The organism is Maribellus mangrovi, assembly GCF_037646455.1.
Lineage (GTDB): Bacteria > Bacteroidota > Bacteroidia > Bacteroidales > Prolixibacteraceae > Draconibacterium > Draconibacterium mangrovi_A.
Window position 1 is genome coordinate 455,676 of sequence record NZ_JBBIXN010000001.1, and the last position, 22,725, is coordinate 478,400.

Below are 22,725 nucleotides of genomic sequence, written 5' to 3' on the forward strand. Positions count from 1 at the left end.
TTAAATGGGAGTAAATTATTCAAGGTACTTTTCAGAATAACAAGGTTTTCACAAAATTCAGGCATTAAAAAGGAGATCAAAATTGATCTCCTTTTTTAAGCTCCCCTGGCAGTCGAAAGTTTTAAATTAATTATTGATTTGAGATTAGCTTCAAAGTTCATAACAAAATTGTTTTGTAACTTTATAAGTATCCCAAATCAAATTTTAAATTGATGAGCTCGAAATACGATAACAATCAGTTTTTAAGAACTATCCATGAGATCATCGTTGACCATATTAAAGATGAAAAATTTGGCGTAACCGAGCTTGCCAACATATCAGGACTTAACAGAACCTTATTATACAAAAAGATCAAGAAATATACTGGAAAATCAGTTAGCCAGTTTATCATAGAAGTTAGGTTGAATATTGCAAAAGAACTACTTCAAGATCAGTCAAAGAATGTTTCAGAAGTTGCTTATGATGTTGGATTTAACAGTCCTTCTTATTTTAATACCTGCTATAAAAAACGTTTTGGAGTTTCGCCGGGAGAAGTACAGAAGAACTTATTGAAGAAAGAAGAAGCAGACATAACAGATACGGACAAGAAGCCATTTTTAAAATCAACGTTTTTAGTTCCAGCAATAATAATAGCTATATTATTTATTGGCTATATTATTATTTCATCAGCAACTACTAGACAGCTATCTATTGCTGTTTTGCCTCCTAATGATATCAGTCAGGATGGAAACGAATGCATTATCCTTGAAGGATTTAGAGAAGAGATTCAAAATAAATTGATTGCCGTTGATGAAATAAGAATTGTTCCATTGATATCCACTAATGCTTTTAGAAATTCGGATAAATCAATTGCAGAAATTGGTAAAGAATTAAATACGGATTTTTTTGTAACAATATCTGGTCAATCAAATAAAGATGCAACAGTCTTGAGAATCCACCTGATAAACAGTAAAAAAGACGCTGACATTTGGTCAAAGACAATAAATATAAAAAACGAAAACAAGGCATTATTTCAGGTTCAGCAAGAAGCAGCACTCAATCTGATTGAGGAACTTGATATTGCTTTGTCAGGTAGGGAGAAAAAAGAGATAATAAAACAACCCACAGAAAATAGATTAGCCTACTATTATTACCAATTAGGATTAAAACATATGGCTAATTGGCAAACAACAGATAATCCCGAACATTATCTTGAAGCAAAAAGATTCTTCGAGTTAGCTGTGAGCAGTGATACAACCTTTGCCGACGCATATGCAAAATTAGGAAGTATTTACATAAATGAATTGTCGGGCACGGCAGCATTTAAAGCCTTGTCATATTTTGATTATGAAAATTACCTTGACAGTGGAATGTTGATGCTGAATAAAGCAGTACAATATCACATCAGAGACATTGATGAAGTACTTTATCAAAAAATACGCTATCATCAGTTTTATGGGCATTACGAAACAGCAATAACACAATTCAACCAGTTATGGAAGAACAAGACAAAAAACCACACTTATTATTTCCAACTTGCCGAATTATATTATTTCCAGTTCAGTTATTACAAAGCTCTCAAAAACTACTTTGCATATTTTGACAAAAAACCAACTGATCACACGATTAAGCCTTCGACATTAACAAAGGTAATGCACTGCCTGATACAGACAGGATTTCCGGAGGAGGCAACAGAATATGCAAAAATCATTGCGGAAACTAGTCTGGACTCCCTTTACCTAACAAAGACAATGGCTTATATCCAATATTGTAATGGTAACTTTCGAGAAGCGGAGGAACTATATAGTTCACTCTGCAAAAACTATCTTAATTCATTCACTTTTTATGAAAATCTTCGAACTTGTAAACTATTTCTTGGTAAATTAAATGAAGCCTACCAAATGTTTCCTAAATACAACGAGTTATCACTTCAATATTTTAAACAGAAATTTCCTGACGTCATCAGTGCCTATCTTTACCAAAAATTTGGTGATACCGAAAAAGCTAAATGGGAATACAATAAAATAATTGAAATGCTGAAAATGGATATGGATATTTCAAAAAATCCATTCCACCAGAATAAATTTGGCTATATCACCATTTCTGAATGCTATGCCTTAAGAGGTGACAACGATATGGCAATAAACCATTTAAAGGTTTATGCCAAACAAGATTGTCATTTAAAATACTGGCTTGTCCAAATAAAGCACGCGCCACATTTTAAAAAACTATACTCGAATGAGAAATTTATAAATACTGTTGAAGCTATTGAAATCAAATTTCAAAAAGATCATAAAAAAGTAAGAAAACTTCTTCAAAGAAATAGAAACAACTCCCCAATAATAATTTAATATGACCAATAGTGATTTTCTCAAAAACTCTATTTTACTATTTTAGGCAACATGTATTAAAGAAATGGCAACATTTTATATTATTCCCATATTCGATAATTCACGAAATTGTTTCTATAATAATTGTCAAACTTAAATCGTGAATTATGAAAAATCTTATTGTATTGTTTTTAATGGTATGTGCTTTTCATTCCTATTCGCAAACTGAAGTGTCGCGTGAAATCATACCTACTGATCTTTTAGGAGAAATTTTCGTAGAATGTGACGGAACAATAGACCACCTTATTCCTTCAGAAGCATTCGAATATGAGTACCATATTGTCGAGCACTTTGATATGAAAATGGATAATATACTGGGGATAAAATGGTCAAAGAATCAAGGACACAACACATATGTAAGTGCAATTACAGGGGAATTATTTGAAACCCATGAGATTAATAGTGGAGATCTAACCAAAGGTATTTGGAGAGGTAAACTATTATTTAAAGGCAATAAGGGGAGCAAATACTATGTAACCATGATTCTGGAATGGACAGATCCACTTGCCTGGCCCACACTTCTTGAGCTTGATGTTAAATGTCACTAAAACGAATCTCCTCAAAGTAACCCCGGAAAACGAAAAAAGGTCGTCAATATTGACGACCTTTTTTTGGGTGCTCCCCTGACAGTCGGAAGTTGCAACCTAATTTGTAAAATATTGGGGTGAATTACTACCTTTTTAAGTCAATAATATTAAATAACTCACACTTATTTTTCAGACATATATCGGACATTGAGTTCATATATCGGACATTTATCAGACATTCAGAGTGTAAAAGGTTCCTTTCTTTTCTCCTTCTTTTTTCAATATTTTCAGTTCAACGAGTTTTTCGAAGTCCCTGAAAGCCGTTTTTTCAGAAACCTCAAACATTTTGCGATAATCACTATTTGTAATTGAACCTTTACCCTTTACAAATAAAACAACCTTAATTTGTCTTTCACTTAATCCCCTATCTTTCAAATGTCTTTCAGAATAAATATTCTTAAAGATGGTAACACTAATTCCACCTGAATTTACTTCAATATCAGGTTCCGGTAGACCAGCCTTTTTGCATTCATCAACAATTTTCAAAGTACCACGTCCCCATGCTTCTATCAATCCACCTTTAAAGAAGGCACTGGCTAAAATCGGGTTATGTGGTCTTGATGAATGTTTCTTTTTCAAATCTTCAACTGTCATATCATCTGGCAACCGTCCTTCATTCCAAACAATTAACTTATCATCGTAGACACTAATTTGAATTGGAGCTCCCATATAGTCACGATGAACAATTGCATTTAGTATCGTTTCTCGAATTGCTTCATAGGGATATTCCCAACCTTCAATTCTTTGAAGACCTTCATACGAAATTGGTGAAACAAAAAACTTTCTATCTAAAACTTCAAGTGTTTTGTCTGCCAGTTGAAAAGGCATTACTTTCAACTATCTCCTGATATTTAAGGTCAGAATCAGATTCACCAAATCGCCCAATCTTCACATAAGCATTAATAAAGAATCTTTCAGGAGTTTTTCCAAATAGAAGAATAGCTGCACGTTTAAGATTTTCATTCTCAAATAAAAGTAAGTTCGTCAGAATTGGTTCAATGTCATTTTCGTTTTCAATAAACGGTAACCTTTTACTTTTGGTTGCTCCCTTTTTAAAAACTTCAATTGCATTTGGGTCAATGTCTGAAAGGCTTGCTCTAGGTTCAATCACATCATCCCATGTTTTTCCGGCTTTCTTTAAAAGAAATTCATTCAATGCATTTCCTCTCAGTTCCTGCTTTGTACTTCCACTCCTGTAATGATATTTACCTTGATAAGAAATAGGAACATCGTAAGGCTTTACATCAATTTCAATATGACGTTTTCCATCCTCATCATGTAAATTAACATCACAGATGATTCCAAGCAGTGTTTGAATTTTATTAGGAATGTCATCCATCAATCGTTTGTAATTTTCAACACCGGTTATTTCACCTTTGTCGTTTTTACCAATAAAAATTTTACCGCCCTTTGCATTGGCAAATCCAGAAATCCACTTCAGGTATTCATCCCGCCATGATTCTTTCCATTCGATATTTTGATTTTCGGACATTTTATTTCATTAGTTTTTTGTAATACCTGTTACGTTATTTAAACATTTTTTCAAAATAATCAATTTTCGAATCTCTGTAATCAAAAATTACAGGTGGTTTTTCCGAGCGTTGAATTCTTCCAATGTATTGAATCAGCTTTCCCTTAAATGCAAACGGATATGCGATGAACAAACACTCCAAATTGTTGATGTCTATTCCTTCGCCAAAATATTGTCCTGTTGAAATGACAATCTTATAATGACCTTGCTTTATTTGTTCTATTTTACTTTTTCTTGAACCAGCAGGATCATCTCCATGAATAGTTATTGTTTCAAATTTATCTTTTAAATACAGATGCAATAACTCAACATGAGCTTTCCTCTCTGACAAGATTAGTATTGATTTAAAACGTTCAGCATTTGTCTCAATATCGCCTAGAATTAAGGAGTTTCTGTTAGTATCGTGAATTAATATATTCGAAATTGTTTCATAATTATCTATTTTATAATCAAAAGGCGCATAAAGTCCGGTCTCAGTTATATTAATTTCCGTTTGAATGTTTTTTTGTTTAAGATATTCATGCTGATCTAGCCGGTGTATAATATTTCCGATAAAGACAAAGATTAATTTCTGGTCGTTATTTTTCCTCTGAGGCGTTGCAGTAAGACCATACAAGTAATAAGCATTAAATTTTACTATTGCTTCCCGAAATGATTTAGCTGGAATGTGATGACATTCATCTATAATGATTGTACCGAACTCGTTTGAAATATCCTCATAATCTTCTCTTCGAGCCAGAGATTGTATCATAGCTACCGTTATCTGTTTCCCAATTTTATTTTTTTGATTACCAATTTGACCAATCTCTTTCTTGGGAATTTTCAAGAAACTTTGAATTCGTTCTATCCATTGATCAAACAACTGTTTACGATGGACTAATATTAATGCAGGCTGCTTTTTATTAGCTATAATTTCTAATCCGACAACTGTTTTTCCCGTACCGGGAGGAGACACAATAACTCCAAAGTCCTTATCCCTGACTTTATCCAAAACCATCTTTTGGTAAGGTTGCAAACTGATATCGGATTTAAATTCGATAGACTCCTTTTTAATCCTTTTATCGATAATTTTAAATGGAATATTTTCGGTTTTACAAAAATGTATCAACGATGCAGTAAAACCACGAGGAATCATAACTTCTATTTCTGATTCTTCAATCAGATTGAAGAATTTTTCAGTATTGAAAGTACTTTTCCCCAGATTCTTTTTTGCCAAATAGTCCGAGTTATAGAAATTCAGTTGTTCTCTTAAAAAGTGAATGAGTTTCCGATTCAGTTGAACCCTTTTGAGATAAATCTGATTTTGAATTATTATCTCCAATTCAGGAATACTGTCAATATTAAAAGACCCCAGAATATCGGCTGGTGCCATATTAAATAATTCTTTATAAAGGTCCTTCAATCTTACTTTTGTAGCCTTTTTAACCCTTGAAAGAAAGTCCCATTGATTTTTGTATGGTTCAAATGAATTTGGATCTAAAAAACATGAATTCTCATGTTTAATGCTCGTTCCATTTATTGGCAGAGCAATGAGATTCCCAATTCCTTTACCAGAATGAAAATCCTGATTCGGAAATAACCGGTCAAAACTAGGTTCTTTTTCAAAGTGTGAAATTATTCCCGCATTTCTAAGCATTTCAAACATTATTTTCCTACTTTGTTCAGCTGGAAATGCCTCTTCAAAAAATATCCAGAGATGTCCACCATTTCCTGAACGTGATTTTTCAATATAACTTGGTAAATTGAGATCTGAACAAGTTTTGTGAAGTCGAAGAATGATTTCTTTCCAATTTGCTTTATCAAAATCCACCGCAATAAAAAACGAAGTATTATCTTCCAATAGAGGATAAATACCACACGTTTCTTTTCCCGATAAATGATTTTCAATAGCTAAATCGTCAAATGGTAAATATTCTTTATCCTTAAAATCTTTAAATGTGCCACCTTGAGCTTTATGTTTTTGGTAGTTTGACCAATCAACTTTGTAAGCAGGCATATAACCACTTTTGCCATCTTTCTCCCACCTAACCGCATATAAATCATTTCTGCCTCGAAAGTGAGTTTTAAAAAGTTCTATGTATTGCCTTTCAACCGACATATTACAAATATACTTTTTGCAACTGTCATAATTAAATCGCCCGTAACAGAATCATTATTCAATTTCAAAATTCATGGATAAACACCCCAACAGGACATGCAACTAATTCAAATCTTTATACAACAGTCAATTAGAAACAAAAAGAAATAAAATTGTAAGAAAAATAGTGAATTTGAATATAAAGTTGCAACCTACGAATTCACCTTACCGATACAGGTACTTCTCAATGTCAGCAAGGTTTTCAAAAATTCGGGCACAAAAAAAGAGGTCGCGTATGACCTCTTGTCCTGTGTGGCTCCCCTGACAGTTGGAAGTTGCAACCTGACTTATTGCGATAACGTACAATTATTTCAAGAATGATCAGAGAATTAAAAGTCTATGGCATGAAAAAATAATTAAATTGATGGAATAGGTTTATTCCTGAATTAAGTGTAAGCGGTAAGCGAAAGAAAGCATAGAAATTTAAAATTTGATTTGTATGAGAAATATTATCTGCCTGTTAAATCTAATCTTATTACTAAGTAGTTGTACAAGTGTAGTTTTTATGGATAGAAAAGTTGCTCCAAAATTGATACTTGAAAAGCAGCCGGCAAATGTTGTTTTCAGAAATAATTTTAAGTATAAAAATAACTCCGAAATTAAAGAAAAACACGAAGAAGTCTATAAAACGGGCATCGACAATTTTGCCAAAACCCTGATGAGTTTTACTCAACCCGACGATACCATGGCGGTTTTTACATACGATACTACACTTGTTTTTAATGATACAGGAGCTTTGCATGGCAGATCAATAACAAAGGATGAAATTATTTCTTTTTGTGAGACTTTCGATGCGGATTTCCTGTTAAGTCTTGATAATTTGAAATTTCAGTTCGATTCGGAAGTAATAAGAGAAGAAGATGATGATGGAGCGGTGTCGAAAACAAAAGAGTTTTATCTTATTTGTAATTACTACCTTACACTTTATGGTTTGGATGGCACAATAAAGGACCAAACGAGTATTGAAAAATCTAGTTATTACACTTCAAGACTCACATTGAGCGGATTAATTTCCATTAATCCCAATCTTGCAAAGACAACAAAAATTATAGAAAAGATGGCAGAAGAAGCCGCTAAAGAATACATTGGTATGTTTTATCCTTCTATCGAAAGAAATGTAATGCAGAAACTTTATGACGGAAAGGATTTTAAGGAAACAAATGCTCTTATCAAATCGGGACATTACAACGAAGCAATTGTACTATTAAAAAACATGGAAATCACCTCAAAGCCAAAGCTCGCAGAAAAAGTAAATCATAATCTTAATGTCGCAATAGAAATAAAAAAGAACAATATTGCATTGGATTAAGCGTGGAGAAGAATAAAGTTACATCCATAATAAACTTTGGTTTACCTTTTGCATCAAAACCAGCACTTGTATAAGAATTGTATTCAGAACCAATCCCTAACATAGTATTCACATCAACAGACAGTTTATTCTCAACATAACGATATCCATAACCTTTTCAAAAAATGAAACAAATAAATAGGGGAAAATCGCTTTTGTGTGAATAGAAGTACGCACAAACGCAATTTTAATTCAAGCAAACTTGTCTTCCTTAATAATAAGAGATTTCAGAAACTACTTATATTCTGGTTTTTCATACAATCCATGAAACCAGTTGATATAATTACATCTAAATTACATTACATGTAGATGAAACATAAAAGTATTGATATCAAATATATTGCAACAAAAGACAATGAGAATTAATTATGCTGCAAGGATTTGGGGGTAGTTTATACAAAAAAAAGAGGTCGAAAATGACCTCTTGTCCTGTGTGGCTCCCCTTACAGTTGGAAGTTGCAACCTAATTTTTAGTTTTTATTAATAATTTCGAGAATTTGTGGATGTAATTCAGGTATCTTATTCTTCACCACATCCCAGACAATGGAATAGTTAATTCCCATGTAATCATGAATCAATCGATCGCGCATCCCTGCCATATTTTTCCATTGTATGGAATCCCATTTATATTTAAAATCTGCCGGAATCTTTTTAGTTGCTTCACCAATTATTTCAAGGCTTCTAACAACCGCACGTTTTAAAGTTTCATCGGATAAAAAATCATCTTTTGATAAATTCTCAGGAATGACAGTCAAAATAAAAGTTATTTCATCTCTGATATGTTTGAGATACTCCAATGGTTCTTTAGACATATTGAACCTCATTTAGAATTTTAGGACCGATGTACGGGCTTAAACCATTTTTTGTAACAACCTCAACCCTAATGTTTTTAAAAAGTTTTTCTAACAACTCATAAACTGCCATATAATTGTCAAAGGTTTCTTTATCAGGGTCGAAATCAATAAGAATATCAATATCGCTTTGTTCGGTTTGTTCATCTCGAACATATGAACCAAACAAACCAAGCTGGCTGATTCCTTTTGCCGAAAGGTCAGCTTTTTTAGATTTTAAAGCAGATAATATGTATTCCTTATTTGTCATTTCGATAACAAATATACGAATCTAATTAATACGTAATTTTGATTTTGTGGCGATATGAAAAAAGAAAAGCGTTATATGAAAACTCATATAACGCTAATACTTTTATTCTTGTGCTCCCCTGACAGTCGGAAGTTGCTACCTAATTTTTGAAAGTTTGGTGTGAATTACTTCCAAAGTGAATCAATTATTTGACTTTGATAAGCCAATCAAAGGGAATAAAGAGGGGAATAACACGTACCAACTAAAGGTTTTGCAACTTAATCACAGACATATTTCACACAACTAAATCAAAGATAGTACATTAAAACAAACTATTTCATAATCTGACTGTTATAGATGCTACATTGACACAATCTGACTCATACATTGTCGCTATCATTAACGAATGTAAATCATGCGGGTCATTCTATTCCCCAGAATCAATTGGTAAAATTCTGTTTTCAATCTTTTTCATCTTAATCTTTCTTTCCTCAAATGCCCAATCCAATCAAAATAATTTCGAAAAAGTAATCATTGAAATTGATGGAGAAGAAGTTTTTGATATATATGAAATTATACAGGATCACCAGGGGTATATGTGGATGAATACAAATTTGGGACTGATAAGGTACAATGGTTTGGAAAGCAAAAAATATGACCTTCGAAGGAAAGATTCTTCTTCAGTCGGGAATGATTACATTGAATGTTTATATATTGACCATTGGGGCGATTTATGGATTGGCACCCATACCGGCCTAAAAAAATACAATCCGGATTGTGATTGTGTATATCAATATCCTTCTAAAATTGATAATATTAATCTGACTGAGATTCGGTCGATTACAGAAGATAACAACAAAAACATTTGGATTGGTACATATAACGGTGGATTATATAGATATGAAAAAGAAAGTGACAGCTTTACAGGATTTCTAAATAACCCTTCTGATTCAATAAATGTTATCAATAACAGGATTGAGCATTTATTAGTTGATCGAAATAATAATCTGTGGATCGGCACAAACTCTACTGTTTCAGGCCAAGCCTCAGGATTAGTTCGATACAATATTCGCACAGGGAAGGTAAAACGATTTTCACACAATCCCTCAAATCCAAATAGTTTGTTAGATAACCGGATATGTGCACTTTATGAAGATCAGAACGGTCAGTTATTAATTGGCAGCTACAAATGCGGATTTCATATCTACGATACCAAAAATGAATCGATCCGCAGAATGAGCTTTGATCCTGACAAACCTGATCAGTTGCATGCGCCCTATACCGAAGAAAAGGTATTTGGTGGTGCTCCTTACGTACAACTCCTACATCAGGACCAAAATGGAGCTTATTGGATCGGTAGTACTGGAAAGGGAATCAATTATTTTGATGCTGCCACCAGAACAGTTAAAAACTACACCTTTAACCTGGTTAATCCTCAACTTTTATCGTCCATATATGAAGATCGGCAGGGTAATCTATGGATTGGAGCATTTATGGGTGGTGGTCTTTTCAAAACCGATCTTTTTGAACGCAAGTATAATTTGAATACCAGTTTTACGAATGTGGAAGTTGCCTACGAATCATCTATAAATCCGGGAATTTTATGGGTTTCGACTCAAGAATCCGGACTTAGTAGAATGGATATAAAAACCGGCGAAATCAAAAACTATCTGCATGATAAGTTAAACAATAGAAGTTTAGGACACAACTGGGTGCGTTCAGCCTATCAGGAAAATAAACAAACACTTTGGTTAGGTCTTGGCAATGGTGGTCCATACGGAGAGCAGGCAGGAGATGGTGGCGTAGACCGGATGAATTTGGCAACAGGAAAATTTACTCATTTTAAATTAACCCGAAACGATGATGGAGTGGATGATTTTAGTTACACACCTTATAGTATTGTTGAAGACAGGGAAGGCTATTTGTGGTTAGGCACCGGTCCGGGAGGTATATTTCGGTCGAACCGGGATAAGACAGAATTTACTCCTGTTAAAGTGGGTGAAACAGACAATTCTTCAAGGGATATTTTCCAAAATATAGTTCGAATTGATTCAAATGGAGAAATCTGGGCATCGGACTTTGCCAGAGAGGGAACGCTATATTTATATAACCGGGAGGAAGAAAAGTTTAGCTCCTATCTTAAAGGCTTCAAAATGTATAACCTGTTAATTGATAAAAAAGGTTGGTTACTGATTAGTACCTGGGAAAAAGGTCTGATACATTTAAATCCTGTCGATCGTACTATTGTTCAATACACCAAAAAGGATGGACTGCCAAGCAATGATGTTGTAGATATTGTGGAAGATGGTGAAAGCAATTATTGGATTGGAACTCGCATGGGACCTGCTAAATTTAATGCTGAAACCGGTAAAATATCTTCTATTGGACTACCATTAATCCGTTACAACAGAGGAATTTTAAAGGCCAGTGATCATCAAATTTATTTGAGTGCCAATAATGGATTAGTTTCGTTTTATCCAGATCAGGTTACAGGAAATCCTTATCCTCCGCAGGTAAATATTTGTGAATTATTGATTTCGGAAGAGAATTATTTAACCAACAATAAAAATTCGGATGAATTAATCTTAACGCATAAGCAGAACGACATTGCATTTAAATATACAGCACTACATTACAGCAATCCGGGGAAAAACAGCTATCAATACAAGCTCGATCCCATAGATGACAAATGGATAAATGCCGGGAATGAACGAATGGTTCGGTTCGCCAATTTATCGCCCGGCACTTATAATTTCCAGGTAAAAGCTGCCAACAGCGATGGGGTGTGGAGCGATAAAACAGAGTCTGTGCAATTCACGATTAAGCCTGCCTGGTGGAGAACCTGGCTGGCATACATTATTTATCTGGTCCTTGCCATCGCTTTTGCCGATCGATTCTACCGTTTTCAACTTTCGAGAAGATTAGCCTTTGCCGAGAGTAAGCGATTAAAGGAAATTAACCAGGTAAAAAATACTTTATATACCAATATAACACACGAGTTTCGAACTCCGCTTACAGTTATTAACGGAATGACAGATTCCATAAAAACAGATCTGGAAAACAAACAGTTTGCCGATACCGAAAAATCATTGCAAATGATTAAACGGAATAGTAAAGGACTGTTGCAACTGGTAAACGAAATGCTGGATTTGGCAAAAATAGAAAGCGGAAATATGAAATTGGCATTGGTGCAAACCGATGTGGTTCCCTTTGTAAAATACATGAGCGAGAGTTTTCATTCGCTGGCACAGAAGAAGCAGATTAACCTAACCGTTTATTCCGAGGTTGACGAATTAATAATGGATTTCGATTCAAAGAAATTATCTGCTGTCATTTCCAACCTGCTGTCGAATGCCATTAAATTTACTCCACCCGAAGGGAAAATAATTGTTCACCTTAACCAAATTACAAAAGGTAAAAACGAATTCTTCTGTCTGAAAATTAAAGACAATGGACCTGGAATTCCAAAAGAAGAGATTGACCATATTTTTAATCGCTTTTATCAGGTCGGTAATTCATCGGCTCGAGACGAACAGGGAACCGGTATTGGATTGGCGCTGAGTAAAGAATTTGTGGAGTTGATGGGTGGGAGCATTCGTGTTGAAAGTGACGTAGAAAAGGGGTGTACGTTTATTATTGAAATTCCTGTCAGCAATAAAGCTGAGAAAGTAAAAGAAAACAAGGTAGAATTAGCAGATAAAATTATCAGTTCTTCTTATGAACCGGCAATTGTAGAGCAAACAAAAACAGATACGAATTTACCCCTTGTGCTTATTATTGAAGACAACGAAGATGTTGCTTATTATTTACAAAAAAGTCTGATCGGGAAATACGAAACCATTCATGCTAAAAACGGGATTGAGGGAATTGAGATGGCAACCAGTAAAATCCCGGATATTATTATCAGCGATGTAATGATGCCTGGGAAAGATGGCTTCGAGGTATGTGCAACCTTAAAATCGGATGAACTAACCGATCATATTCCTATTATTCTGCTTACTGCCAAAGCTGCTATTAAAGACCGCCTTGCCGGACTATCGCATGGTGCCGACGCCTACCTGGCAAAACCATTTATTGCGGTTGAGCTATTTACCCGTCTTGATCAATTGATTTTATCGCGAAAAAAATTGCGACACAAATTTGAAAACACGGGTTTTGGCAACATCTTAAATAAACGGGTGGAAAATCCGGAAACAAAATTCCTTCAGAAAGTGATTAAGATTGTTCACGCGAACATCAGTAATCATTCGTTCGGAGCTGCGCAACTTGCCCATGAATTGAGTTTAAGCGAATCGCAAATTTATAGAAAGTTAAAAGCAATTTCCGGGAAATCTACGGCAGTATTTATTCGGTCCATTCGTTTACAAAAAGGAAAAGAGCTGATTCAAACTACTGATGATACCATCTCCGAAATAGCGTACGAAGTTGGTTTTAACGATCCGGCCTGGTTTAGCCGTGCATTTAAAGAGGAATTTGGATTTGCCCCGAGCGCAATGTCCAAATAACTGACAACCTGACAAATACAGCACTCCCCCATGCTTGTCATGCAAAAATACTACAAGCTTTTTTAACTTTTAAGACATACTCCAAAGCTTTGAAAATATAGTACATGTTGTGCTAAAGCCATTGTCGTAATCTTGCAATGGTAAGGTATTCAATCAAATCGCAATTCGAATACAAATGTTAAACATTAAAGATTATAATTATGAAAACAAAACATGTATTATTAGCAGCAGTTCTTGCATCTTCTATTCTTTTTTCCGGGTGTTCAGAAGATGATGACAATGTACAGGAATCAGGAATGACTTCTCAGGAAGCACTATTAACCAAGAGTGCATCTTCATCCTCCAATTCAGCCGTAATTAGCAATGAATATCAGCAAGCGCAGCAAGAGGTGTTAGAAACTTTTAGTGCCATTGCTCAAAGTATAACAGACGGAGCAGGGAAAGGATATGATAGTGAATATATGGACCAACTTATCTCATTTCATGCCTACGGTCCCAAGTTTGTTGAATTCAATGGAGGAGAAACTTTTGACAGTGCGGGCAATGAACACAATGAACGTCAGTTGTTTGGGGAAGATTTAGAAGAAGATGGAGTTATACAATTTGCGGCTAAAGAGGGAACTTTGAAAGTTGCGGTATATTATGGGAATGTAGCAAATTTAACCTTTGTCTCAGATTTTGTCCTGAAGCATAAGGAATATGGAGAAATTACAATCAATAATCTAATTACTTTATTATTTGTAAAAACCAATGGTCAATGGAAATTGGTTCACGAGCACCATTCACCAATAAAAGAAGGATAAGTAATGTTCCCCGGAACGCGGTAGTAGTATAATAGCGATTGATATAATTCAATCGCTAATTTCAAAATCACAACAAACAATTCATCAATTAAAAACAAATACATTATGAAACTTAATAAAGAAAAAATGAACGTGGTAATGGAAGGCCCAAATACCAAAATGTGCACACTGGAAGGTCTTGGCGGGATGACAGCTGGTTTTAATGTAATGCCGAAAGGAACCGATTTTACACCTTTGTTAGAGGGACTAAATCACGATAGCTGTCACTGTCCGCACTGGGGATATGTTCTGGAAGGAGCTATGAAAGTGATTTACGACGATGGAAATGAAGAGGTAATCAGTACCGGTGACGTTTATTATTTACCTGCAGGACATACGGCCATTGTGCAGGATGATATTAAACTCGTTGATTTTAATCCGGCGCACGAATTTAAAGAAGTGATGGATCATGTTGGCAAAAAGATGGCTGAAATGGGAGGCTAATGACAATAAGGGATCAGAGTTATTAACTCATTCAATTAAGAAGTATGAAAAATCTGGTGTTCATCATAGCATTATTTCTTAGCCCGGTCTTTTCTATCGCTCAATCCTTTAGCATGGAGATGGACCACATAAGTATTGTTGTTCAGGATGTTGAGAAAAGTGAAGAATTTTATAAAAACATTCTGCATCTCAGGGAAGTACCAACACCCTGGGGAGAGAATACCCCCCCTGCCCGCAGTTTTTTTTGATCTTGGCAATAAGATGGAACTCCACGTCACTGAATACAATACCGAAATAAAACTACATAAGTTTATCCACTTCGCTTTTACCGTAAATGATTTTGATGGTTACCTGGAATTCTTACGTGAAAAAGGTATTGAATACGGAGAGTTCTCAGGGAAAAACATGAAATTTCAAACAAGAATTGACGGAGTCCGACAAATCTATTTTCAGGATCCTGACGGCTATTGGATTGAAGTTAATGACCATCAGTAGATAAAAAATTTTCAAGGAACTCACCCCGGATACATGAGTTTCATCTCAAAAATTGAATAAAAAAAGAGGTCATTTTTGACCTCTTTTTATTTCAGCTCCCCTAACAGTTGGAAGTTGCAACCTAATTTGTAAAAGTTTGGTGTGAATTACCACCTGACTTAACCAATTTATATTGTCAATTGTTGAGAACCCAAATCTGTTTAATTAAAAGGAATAGCTTACATTAGCTATATCTCTAAAATGATGAGAATGGATTTCAGACCGTAGAATAATTCTCAATCACAAATTAAGAATTAAAATAAACGAAATATTCGAAACATTTTTTCGTTTGTTTCGTTTATATTTGTGCAATCAATTTAAAATTAATAGCTATGGAATTCATTGAAGATATAAAAAGACCATCAAAACAAGAGCAGAAAACTGCTATGGAATCTTATGATGCTTTGGTTTCAATGTTGAAAGAATTAGATACAGAAAATCCAGAGATTGAAATTGAAGAAACTTCTGAGAAAATAAGGATACCATTAAATGCTTTAAAACTTTTAGCAAAAATTCTTGAAGAAACAAGCAAGGGCAGACCTGTTTCCATTGTACCAATTGCAACTGAGATGACAACCCAAGCTGCAGCAGAACTTTTAGGATGCTCCAGACCTCATTTGATTAAATTATTAGAAAAAGGTGAAATTCAATTTACTAAGGTAGGTAAACACAGAAGAATTAGATATGAGGATATCATCAAATATAAAAAGGAAATGAAAGCCAGACAGAAGCAATTACTGATTGATATAATGAAGTCTGACGAAGAATCAGGATTATATGATACATAGCGTTCGATTTACTTGTGTATTGGATACGAATGTAATTTATCCAATTGACATCCGTGATTTACTATTTTGGTTTGCTTATTATGAACTTTATACCCCAAAATGGAGTAATCACATCTTTGATGAATGGAAAGATGTAATGATTCGAAAAGGAGTTCCTGAAGAAGAAGCAAACAAGAGAATAAACAAAGCACAATTGGCATTTCCAGATGCATTGGTAGAAAACTATGAACCATTAATTGATGGACTTGAACTACCTGACCCAAAAGACAGACATGTTCTTGCTGCTGCAATAAAAACAAATGCAAATGTCATTGTAACAAACAACCTAAAAGACTTTCCTAAAGAATACCTGGCGACTTTTGGTCTAAAAGTAAAAGGTGTTGACGATTTTATTACTGACATAATCGATTTAAATCAAGAGCGTGCAATTCAGGCTTTCAAAGATTTGGTGTTCAATCGAACTAATCCTGATTTAGATGAATTTCAGATTTTAGATAGGTTTAGGAAACTTGGGCTGGTAGACTCTGCAAATTATATTCATTCACTTCTATAATTTCAATTCGCATTAACCTTCAAATAACCTAATCAGACTTGAACCTATCATAAAACACTAAAAACTAATCGATTAAATTCAGTCATCATTATTAGGAGAACTAAATATTCTCTAATATTTTCAAAAGTTGCAACCTATGAATTCAAAAAACCGATGGAGGTACTTCTCAATACCAGCAAGGTTTTCAAAAATTTAGATAAAAAAAAGAGGTCGAAAATGACCTCTTTGTACTGCTGCTCCCCTGATAGTCGGAAGTTGCAACCTAAGTTGTGAAAGGTTGGTGTGAATTACCACCTAACTTAAACTAATTTTAACCAATAATAGGTTAATTGAGCCAATGAGTTTTATAACTTTCTTTTTTTATTTATTCGGATCATTAGTGACTGATAGCTTGTAAGCTTATCCACTTTAAATGTGAAGTTTGTTTTGAAGAGTGAAATTCTAAATAGGAAGAGCAATATCAAAAATTAAATACGCAACTTTGAATCAGTTCGTTAAATCTTTTTCTAAAATACTTGCCTCTAGTTAAAAAGCTCCTTAAATTAGTTAATAGATAACATCGTATAATAATGCTTATTCCATGAAACCATTCAAACTATTTTTCTTGTTTATTATCCTGACTTTTTTTTCTTGCGTAAGATTACCTGTCCAAACAATTACATTAACAGAGACTCTTATTGAAGAAAGTAGCAGAATGCATGAATTAAACCTGCTGTTAATTAATAAAATGTTTGAAGAGAAAAGAGAGCGAATAGATGATTTCATTACACTCAAATATATTCCCGAGTACTTGGAAAATTTTCAAGACAACGTCCCCGAAGAAATTGACTACGAAGAAGAATTTATGGTAATGGTCCAAAGTATTATTCCAGTTATCACAGAACGAAGAAACATGATGCAAAGTGCACTCGAAACTCAACGAATAAAGATAATCACGAAACTTAATAATGATTATAAAGAATTTGAAAATGCCTCATCTAAATTAAAAAGTCTTATTGAGTCGGGGGTGAATGTAAATCAGCAACGGATTGCTGCATTTGAGGATATCAAAAACCTTACAAATAATAAAATTGACTTAAACCAACTGGAGAATGAAATAGATAAATTTATTGTAAAAGGAGGAGAGATAAGTAATAACATTAACGAATTAGACAGTACAATTAACTCAATTTTAAATAATTAAGCTATGCCAATAGATTGGGAAAAAATCGCTAAAGATACCGATAATGAAACTTTTGAAAGTTTTGTCAATCGAATTTCAAGTTTAACCCGGTTAAACGATCATGAAATTATCACACTAGTAAATGAAACAGGTATCAGTGAAAAAAATCTAGCAGAAGTGCTGAAAGAGGTAAAAAGTGCAACAAAATCAAATACACAAAAGGCTGATGCGATAAAAAAGATCAGTAGTGGAGTTAATGTTTTGGTTGAAATTGCTTCAAAATTAATCTGACATTAATTCCGTAAAGTTTTTAAATCCTAAAATATTATAGCGTCTTTTGGGTTTATTCTGTTAAATCACTTTTGCTAAGATCCTGATTCTTTGTAATTTTTTTCAATTACTGAACTGTCGTTTGAGTTTACTGTTGGAATAATTTGTGGCAACAACATTATTTTTATTGAACCCATCTTAATGCATGATTAGGTACCTTTACTAGTTGATTGTGCGTCTATTTTCACTCTTCTCGCAAGTAAAGTTTATATCGAATTAATAAGCCTCAAAACACCCTACACCCCCTAACAAGCTGTTGTTTAATTCGTTAAAAGTTTCTAACTTGTATAATGGACTCTTAAATCTGATGTGACTGCATATATGTTACTGAAACCATACTAATTGTGAAAAAGAGATTGAAGTTGGAACTTATTCAGGAATAAACTTTTATGAACCAAAAATATTAATCATGGCTAGAAAAATTGTTACTAAGGGACAAGTTGATAAGATTAACCAAGAATATGATAAGAAAAAGAAGGAATTAATCTCGTCGTTGCTAACGGAAGCAGAACAAATAACCACAAAAAGAGGCGGCATTAAAAAAAGCGAAGAAGAAATTGCAGCAGAGGCAAAAATGGATACTCTCATTGCTGAAATAGGTTCAAAACCGACGGAAAAAGAAGACACTTATTCTGACCGGTTAATGAAATATATTCCGGCGGAAATCATTGCTCTATACCTTACGTTCGATACAATTATTAGGTCAGCACAAACACAGCCTGATTCGATCGGCGTCATCAACTGGATAATATTTTTCTTTTGCTTTCTCGCTATCATACTTGTCCTTGTTAAAAAAGACAATGTAAAATCATTGGTGCAGATTTCAATTTCTTTGGGCGCTTTTATTGTTTGGATTTTTGCTCTTGGCGGTCCATTTAAAGAAACATTTGACTGGTATAGAGAACTTTATGGGGCTTTATTATTACCGGCGTATACTTTTCTTGTACCCTTTATTACACCAGCGGATTAACGTGAAACAAATGAAATATATAAATGAATCAATCTGATCCCAGGAAGAAAACAGTTGTAATTTATTGGATATTACTCCTCTTAGTACCGATAATTGGTCTCTTCCAAGGAGAATTTAAGTCTTATATTGTTCCTGTTGCAATTTCATTTTCGGTTTTGGCCTTGTTTGAAACGATATTGCATTTTATCAATAAAAGATGTCTCAGGGTAATTCATAATATACTATCTCTAAGTAAGGAAAACGAAGATGCTATGTTAATGGGGGATAGAAAACCTATGAGTTACTATATCTCTCTGAAGGACCCTCTGGCAATCGAACTATTCAATCAAGTGACACAAACTAAGAATACACAATTACTTTTTCAACCGAAGTTTTTTGCTAAATATTTTCTTGTTAGGACTATATTGAATCTAATTACTTTTATACTTCTATTTGTAATTATATTCACGGCCAATAAATCATTTGTGTGGGTCTATTATCTTATTTGGTCCATACCTACTTTACTTATTATTAACCAGTTACTAAATAAAACTAAATTATTCAATCTCTTTATCAAACAAATAAAATATGCTCTGAATAATAAATTGGGCGAAGTCGTTCATTTGGCTAAGAAAGTTGATCGCATGACCAAGAGGTCCTATGGAGGTGAAAGTGCTGATTATGCACTTAGTCAGTATAATCTGGGAGGAATATATACATTACAAAATGATCATAGATTGGCAGAACAATCCTTTAAAAGAGCTTTGGGAATTTGGTCAAAATATGACAATATCCCAGGGTTTTATTATGTCCAATGCTTGTTTGAATTAGCTAAAAGTTATTTTGCAAACTCAAAATTTAGAGCAGCTGAAAATCACTTCTTGGAATTATTAAATATCATAAAAGGCGATGACAGATTTTCCATTGAAGTCCTGAAAAAGTTGTCTTTATTAAAATTGATACAAGAAGATATTCCGAGTGTTCGAGAGTACAATAATCAAATTGAAGAGCGAATTATCAAATGTTTTGGTCAAGAAAGTGATGAATATGTCCACTTCCAATATTATAAGAATTTCCTAGAACTTAAGGAAGGAAATGTGGAAAGTGCAGAAAACTTTTACGATGCAGACCTGGAGAAATCAATAAGAGCCAAATTAAAAGGTGAACAGCTTGCTAAATTCCTTCAAAACCAGGGAGTATACTACATGAGAGTCAATAATTATGAAAAGGCAGAAGAATATTTCAATGAGGCTAGGGATATCAGAATTGAATATTGGGGTGAGGATCATCCAGCTATTACCGAAGTAGACATGAATATTGCTTTCCTAATGGGTATACGTGGGGAATTTGATGAACAAGAAAAACTAATCCGCAATTCTTTAAAGATAAATCAGAATAGTTATGGTGAGTTCAGTACTGAGGCGGCTGGAAATTTGGCAGAACTTGGTCATTGTTTAATAGAGAAAGGTGATTTCGCTGAAGCAGAGAGATGTATAAATAAGACGCTTGAGATCTATGAAAAGCTATTTTCTCAATCCCATCCACTTTACTTAAATACGATGTTTAATTTAGGTTGGTTGTATGATGAAAAGGGTGAAATTGAGAAGGCAGAAGCAATCATTAAAGATGTTTTTATAAAAACTAAGAATATTCTGGGTGATGAGCATCCAATTCTGAGAAACGACAGGTATCAAATAGCAAGTTTCAATGTTAGAAAGGGTAGTTATAAGGAAGCCTTAAAGTTTTATAAACAGACAAAGGAGATTGATGATAAACTAATCAAGGAATCATTTTTTTTGGGAGGGGATCAGCAAAAGCTCAAGTTCTTGGATAGAGTATTTATTGATATCGATAAGATATTTTCCGTAATTACACAGTATCTTATAAATGATCCTGATGCGGTCATTTTTGGGATGAATTTGATTTTACAACGAAAAGCACTTGTCGGAGATATATTAGTTGGCCAAAATAAATTCCAAAAACTTGACACACCATCCGAACTTGACAGTTCGTTCAAAGAACTAACTGAATTAAAAAGAAAATTGATACACCTGCAACTCGAGGGATTTGAATCCTTGCCAGTGGCTGACTACCAGCAGGCGCTAAATGAGTATAATAAACGCAAAATTGAATTAGAAGAAATCATTTCGAAGAAAACTTCTTCTGATGATCTATACAATAACATTTTCAATGAAGATCTAAGAGGGCATATATCGTCAAAACTCGAAAGCAATGATGTACTGATTGAATTCTTGAAGTTCAAACGTTTCAATTTCGAAGATAACAAATATGGTGCTTCAGAGTATCTTGCTTTTTTACAGTTTAGCGGTAATATTGATAATATTAAATGTTTCAGTCTTGGAAGTGCTGATACTATTGATAATTTAATAAAGGATATTTTATCAATTATTCAATCGAAAAATGATTTGTATGCAGCTTTAGATAAGGATTTAACAAAGTCTCTTAACCGATTATCATCAATTCTGCTGAAGCCAATTATTAATAGTATTGATAACTGCAATAGGTTATATCTTGTACCTGATGGTGAACTCCACCGACTCCCGTTTGAAGCATTACTACTAGATGGTGGTAAATTTGTTGTTGAAAGGTATAAAATACTTTATTTAAACTCTGGACGAGATCTCGTTCCGATGGAAAGTCACCAGGATGAAGGGGGCTACAAGGAAAGTGCGATTATTGCCAACCCTGATTTTGACCTTGGGGAAAAACTTGATACTGCAACAAAAGGACGTAAACCGGAAAGGATTGGGGGATTAAAGCATGCAAAAGACCTTAAATGGACGCAACAAGAAGCTGAAGACGTAGGTAAGATATTAAAGGTCAGCCCAATTACTCATCAGGATGCCAACAGAAAAAGAGTACTTGAATTATCATCTCCAGAGTACTTGCATTTTGCCACACATGGGTTTTTTATGCCGAAAGAGACAGAATTGAAAAACATAGAAGTTGCACTCGTAGATTCTGAGAGTTATCACCAACAGCAGCTTTCGACAATTCAAAATCCAATGCTTCGTTCTGGGCTTGTGCTTGCGGGATTTAATGCCTGGCTTAGCTTCAAAGAGGTCCCCAAGGAAATGGGAAATGGCCTGTTAACAGCTATGGATATTGCACTGATGGATTTAAGCCACACTAAAATTGTAGTATTATCTGCATGTGAGACCGCTCTCGGTGATATTGATAACGGCGAAGGAGTGTTTGGTTTAAGAAGGGCATTCAAGCTTGCTGGGGCCAATCGATTAGTTATGAGTTTGTGGGAAGTTAGCGACGAAGAAACGCAACAAATGATGGTTAGTTTTTACAATAACTTGAATGATGATAAAAACTGTTTCTATGAAGCTTTCAGGGATATGCAATTAATATTTATTAACGAAACTAGCAGAAATCCATATTTTTGGGCTTCATTTATTTTTCAAGGTGTTGATGAATAGGATTTTGAATTACCACCATTCTTTGTCTAAGATATCTACCAAGTAAAATCATTTTACCCTGACAAGACTTGCAACCTTTATAACTCATTCATTTACTAACATTTAAGTCAATTGCAT

At 34.1% G+C, this 22,725-nt stretch carries 18 protein-coding genes; 13 read left to right on the top strand and 5 right to left on the bottom strand.

What is annotated here, in order from left to right:
- The first annotated feature begins 212 nt into the window (after positions 1–212).
- Both WFY05_RS01630 and WFY05_RS01635 read left to right on the top strand, forming a co-directional pair.
- The gene (locus tag WFY05_RS01630) at positions 213–2,330 is read left to right on the top strand and encodes a helix-turn-helix domain-containing protein (protein ID WP_340110973.1); all 2,118 of its coding nucleotides are present in this window, start codon (positions 213–215) and stop codon (positions 2,328–2,330) included.
- Between the two features lie 146 nt (positions 2,331–2,476).
- Positions 2,477–2,917 carry a hypothetical protein gene (locus WFY05_RS01635; protein ID WP_340110974.1) on the top strand — a complete coding sequence of 147 codons (441 nt, stop codon included), beginning with the start codon at positions 2,477–2,479 and terminating at the stop codon, positions 2,915–2,917.
- 210 nt (positions 2,918–3,127) lie between these two features.
- On the opposite strand, the gene WFY05_RS01640 is transcribed toward WFY05_RS01635, so the two are convergent.
- From WFY05_RS01640 to WFY05_RS01650, 3 genes are read right to left on the bottom strand one after another with little or no spacing between them, the layout of a single operon-like run.
- The gene (locus WFY05_RS01640; protein ID WP_340110975.1) at positions 3,128–3,784 is read right to left on the bottom strand and encodes an ATP-binding protein; all 657 of its coding nucleotides are present in this window, start codon (positions 3,782–3,784) and stop codon (positions 3,128–3,130) included.
- The gene (locus WFY05_RS01645; RefSeq protein WP_340110976.1) at positions 3,753–4,448 is read right to left on the bottom strand and encodes an AlbA family DNA-binding domain-containing protein; all 696 of its coding nucleotides are present in this window, start codon (positions 4,446–4,448) and stop codon (positions 3,753–3,755) included. Before WFY05_RS01645 ends, WFY05_RS01640 begins: the two co-directional genes overlap by 32 nt.
- 34 nt (positions 4,449–4,482) lie before the next feature.
- On the bottom strand, positions 4,483–6,585 hold the full coding sequence (locus WFY05_RS01650) for a TOTE conflict system archaeo-eukaryotic primase domain-containing protein (RefSeq protein WP_340110977.1): 2,103 nt from the start codon (positions 6,583–6,585) through the stop codon (positions 4,483–4,485).
- A 544-nt stretch (positions 6,586–7,129) separates the two neighbouring features.
- Between WFY05_RS01650 and WFY05_RS01655 the strand changes: the two genes are divergently transcribed.
- Positions 7,130–7,933: a DUF6340 family protein gene (locus WFY05_RS01655; RefSeq protein WP_340110978.1), complete on the top strand. Its 804-nt coding sequence runs from the start codon at positions 7,130–7,132 to the stop codon at positions 7,931–7,933.
- 509 nt (positions 7,934–8,442) lie between these two features.
- Here WFY05_RS01655 and WFY05_RS01660 read toward each other — a convergent pair.
- Positions 8,443–8,784: a HepT-like ribonuclease domain-containing protein gene (locus tag WFY05_RS01660; RefSeq protein WP_340110979.1), complete on the bottom strand. Its 342-nt coding sequence runs from the start codon at positions 8,782–8,784 to the stop codon at positions 8,443–8,445.
- Positions 8,777–9,073: a nucleotidyltransferase family protein gene (locus WFY05_RS01665; RefSeq protein ID WP_340110980.1), complete on the bottom strand. Its 297-nt coding sequence runs from the start codon at positions 9,071–9,073 to the stop codon at positions 8,777–8,779. Before WFY05_RS01665 ends, WFY05_RS01660 begins: the two co-directional genes overlap by 8 nt.
- Positions 9,074–9,654: 581 nt before the next feature.
- On the opposite strand from WFY05_RS01665, the gene WFY05_RS01670 reads away from it, so the two are divergent.
- The 10 genes from WFY05_RS01670 to WFY05_RS01715 all read left to right on the top strand — a co-directional run bounded on the left by WFY05_RS01670 (position 9,655) and on the right by WFY05_RS01715 (position 22,608).
- On the top strand, positions 9,655–13,557 hold the full coding sequence (locus WFY05_RS01670; protein WP_340110981.1) for a hybrid sensor histidine kinase/response regulator: 3,903 nt from the start codon (positions 9,655–9,657) through the stop codon (positions 13,555–13,557).
- A 200-nt stretch (positions 13,558–13,757) separates the two neighbouring features.
- Positions 13,758–14,360 (top strand): nuclear transport factor 2 family protein, encoded by a 603-nt coding sequence (locus WFY05_RS01675; RefSeq protein ID WP_340110982.1) that lies wholly within the window; start codon positions 13,758–13,760, stop codon positions 14,358–14,360.
- A 105-nt stretch (positions 14,361–14,465) separates the two neighbouring features.
- A complete protein-coding gene (locus WFY05_RS01680) occupies positions 14,466–14,843 on the top strand; it encodes a cupin domain-containing protein (protein ID WP_340110983.1) in 378 nt (125 codons plus the stop codon).
- 261 nt (positions 14,844–15,104) lie between these two features.
- Positions 15,105–15,338: a VOC family protein gene (locus WFY05_RS01685; RefSeq protein WP_340110984.1), complete on the top strand. Its 234-nt coding sequence runs from the start codon at positions 15,105–15,107 to the stop codon at positions 15,336–15,338.
- A gap of 371 nt (positions 15,339–15,709) precedes the next feature.
- Complete coding sequence (locus tag WFY05_RS01690; RefSeq protein ID WP_340110985.1) at positions 15,710–16,165, top strand: helix-turn-helix domain-containing protein; 456 nt, start codon at positions 15,710–15,712, stop codon at positions 16,163–16,165.
- Positions 16,155–16,718 carry a PIN domain-containing protein gene (locus WFY05_RS01695; RefSeq protein WP_340110986.1) on the top strand — a complete coding sequence of 188 codons (564 nt, stop codon included), beginning with the start codon at positions 16,155–16,157 and terminating at the stop codon, positions 16,716–16,718. Before WFY05_RS01690 ends, WFY05_RS01695 begins: the two co-directional genes overlap by 11 nt.
- A gap of 580 nt (positions 16,719–17,298) precedes the next feature.
- Positions 17,299–17,901 carry a hypothetical protein gene (locus WFY05_RS01700; protein WP_340110987.1) on the top strand — a complete coding sequence of 201 codons (603 nt, stop codon included), beginning with the start codon at positions 17,299–17,301 and terminating at the stop codon, positions 17,899–17,901.
- A gap of 3 nt (positions 17,902–17,904) precedes the next feature.
- The gene (locus WFY05_RS01705) at positions 17,905–18,171 is read left to right on the top strand and encodes a hypothetical protein (RefSeq protein WP_340110988.1); all 267 of its coding nucleotides are present in this window, start codon (positions 17,905–17,907) and stop codon (positions 18,169–18,171) included.
- Positions 18,172–18,619: 448 nt separating this feature from the next.
- Positions 18,620–19,180 (top strand): hypothetical protein, encoded by a 561-nt coding sequence (locus WFY05_RS01710; protein WP_340110989.1) that lies wholly within the window; start codon positions 18,620–18,622, stop codon positions 19,178–19,180.
- Positions 19,181–19,203: 23 nt separating this feature from the next.
- Complete coding sequence (locus WFY05_RS01715) at positions 19,204–22,608, top strand: CHAT domain-containing protein (RefSeq protein ID WP_340110990.1); 3,405 nt, start codon at positions 19,204–19,206, stop codon at positions 22,606–22,608.
- Positions 22,609–22,725 lie beyond the last annotated feature (117 nt).

Coding starts and splice junctions, on each gene's coding strand:
- WFY05_RS01630 (WP_340110973.1), top strand. CDS start 213: ATGAGCTCGAAATACGATAACAATCAGTTTTTAAGAACTATCCATGAG.
- WFY05_RS01635 (WP_340110974.1), top strand. CDS start 2,477: ATGAAAAATCTTATTGTATTGTTTTTAATGGTATGTGCTTTTCATTCC.
- WFY05_RS01640 (WP_340110975.1), bottom strand. CDS start 3,784: ATGCCTTTTCAACTGGCAGACAAAACACTTGAAGTTTTAGATAGAAAG.
- WFY05_RS01645 (WP_340110976.1), bottom strand. CDS start 4,448: ATGTCCGAAAATCAAAATATCGAATGGAAAGAATCATGGCGGGATGAA.
- WFY05_RS01650 (WP_340110977.1), bottom strand. CDS start 6,585: ATGTCGGTTGAAAGGCAATACATAGAACTTTTTAAAACTCACTTTCGA.
- WFY05_RS01655 (WP_340110978.1), top strand. CDS start 7,130: ATGGATAGAAAAGTTGCTCCAAAATTGATACTTGAAAAGCAGCCGGCA.
- WFY05_RS01660 (WP_340110979.1), bottom strand. CDS start 8,784: ATGTCTAAAGAACCATTGGAGTATCTCAAACATATCAGAGATGAAATA.
- WFY05_RS01665 (WP_340110980.1), bottom strand. CDS start 9,073: ATGACAAATAAGGAATACATATTATCTGCTTTAAAATCTAAAAAAGCT.
- WFY05_RS01670 (WP_340110981.1), top strand. CDS start 9,655: ATGAATACAAATTTGGGACTGATAAGGTACAATGGTTTGGAAAGCAAA.
- WFY05_RS01675 (WP_340110982.1), top strand. CDS start 13,758: ATGAAAACAAAACATGTATTATTAGCAGCAGTTCTTGCATCTTCTATT.
- WFY05_RS01680 (WP_340110983.1), top strand. CDS start 14,466: ATGAAACTTAATAAAGAAAAAATGAACGTGGTAATGGAAGGCCCAAAT.
- WFY05_RS01685 (WP_340110984.1), top strand. CDS start 15,105: ATGGAACTCCACGTCACTGAATACAATACCGAAATAAAACTACATAAG.
- WFY05_RS01690 (WP_340110985.1), top strand. CDS start 15,710: ATGGAATTCATTGAAGATATAAAAAGACCATCAAAACAAGAGCAGAAA.
- WFY05_RS01695 (WP_340110986.1), top strand. CDS start 16,155: ATGATACATAGCGTTCGATTTACTTGTGTATTGGATACGAATGTAATT.
- WFY05_RS01700 (WP_340110987.1), top strand. CDS start 17,299: ATGAAACCATTCAAACTATTTTTCTTGTTTATTATCCTGACTTTTTTT.
- WFY05_RS01705 (WP_340110988.1), top strand. CDS start 17,905: ATGCCAATAGATTGGGAAAAAATCGCTAAAGATACCGATAATGAAACT.
- WFY05_RS01710 (WP_340110989.1), top strand. CDS start 18,620: ATGGCTAGAAAAATTGTTACTAAGGGACAAGTTGATAAGATTAACCAA.
- WFY05_RS01715 (WP_340110990.1), top strand. CDS start 19,204: ATGAATCAATCTGATCCCAGGAAGAAAACAGTTGTAATTTATTGGATA.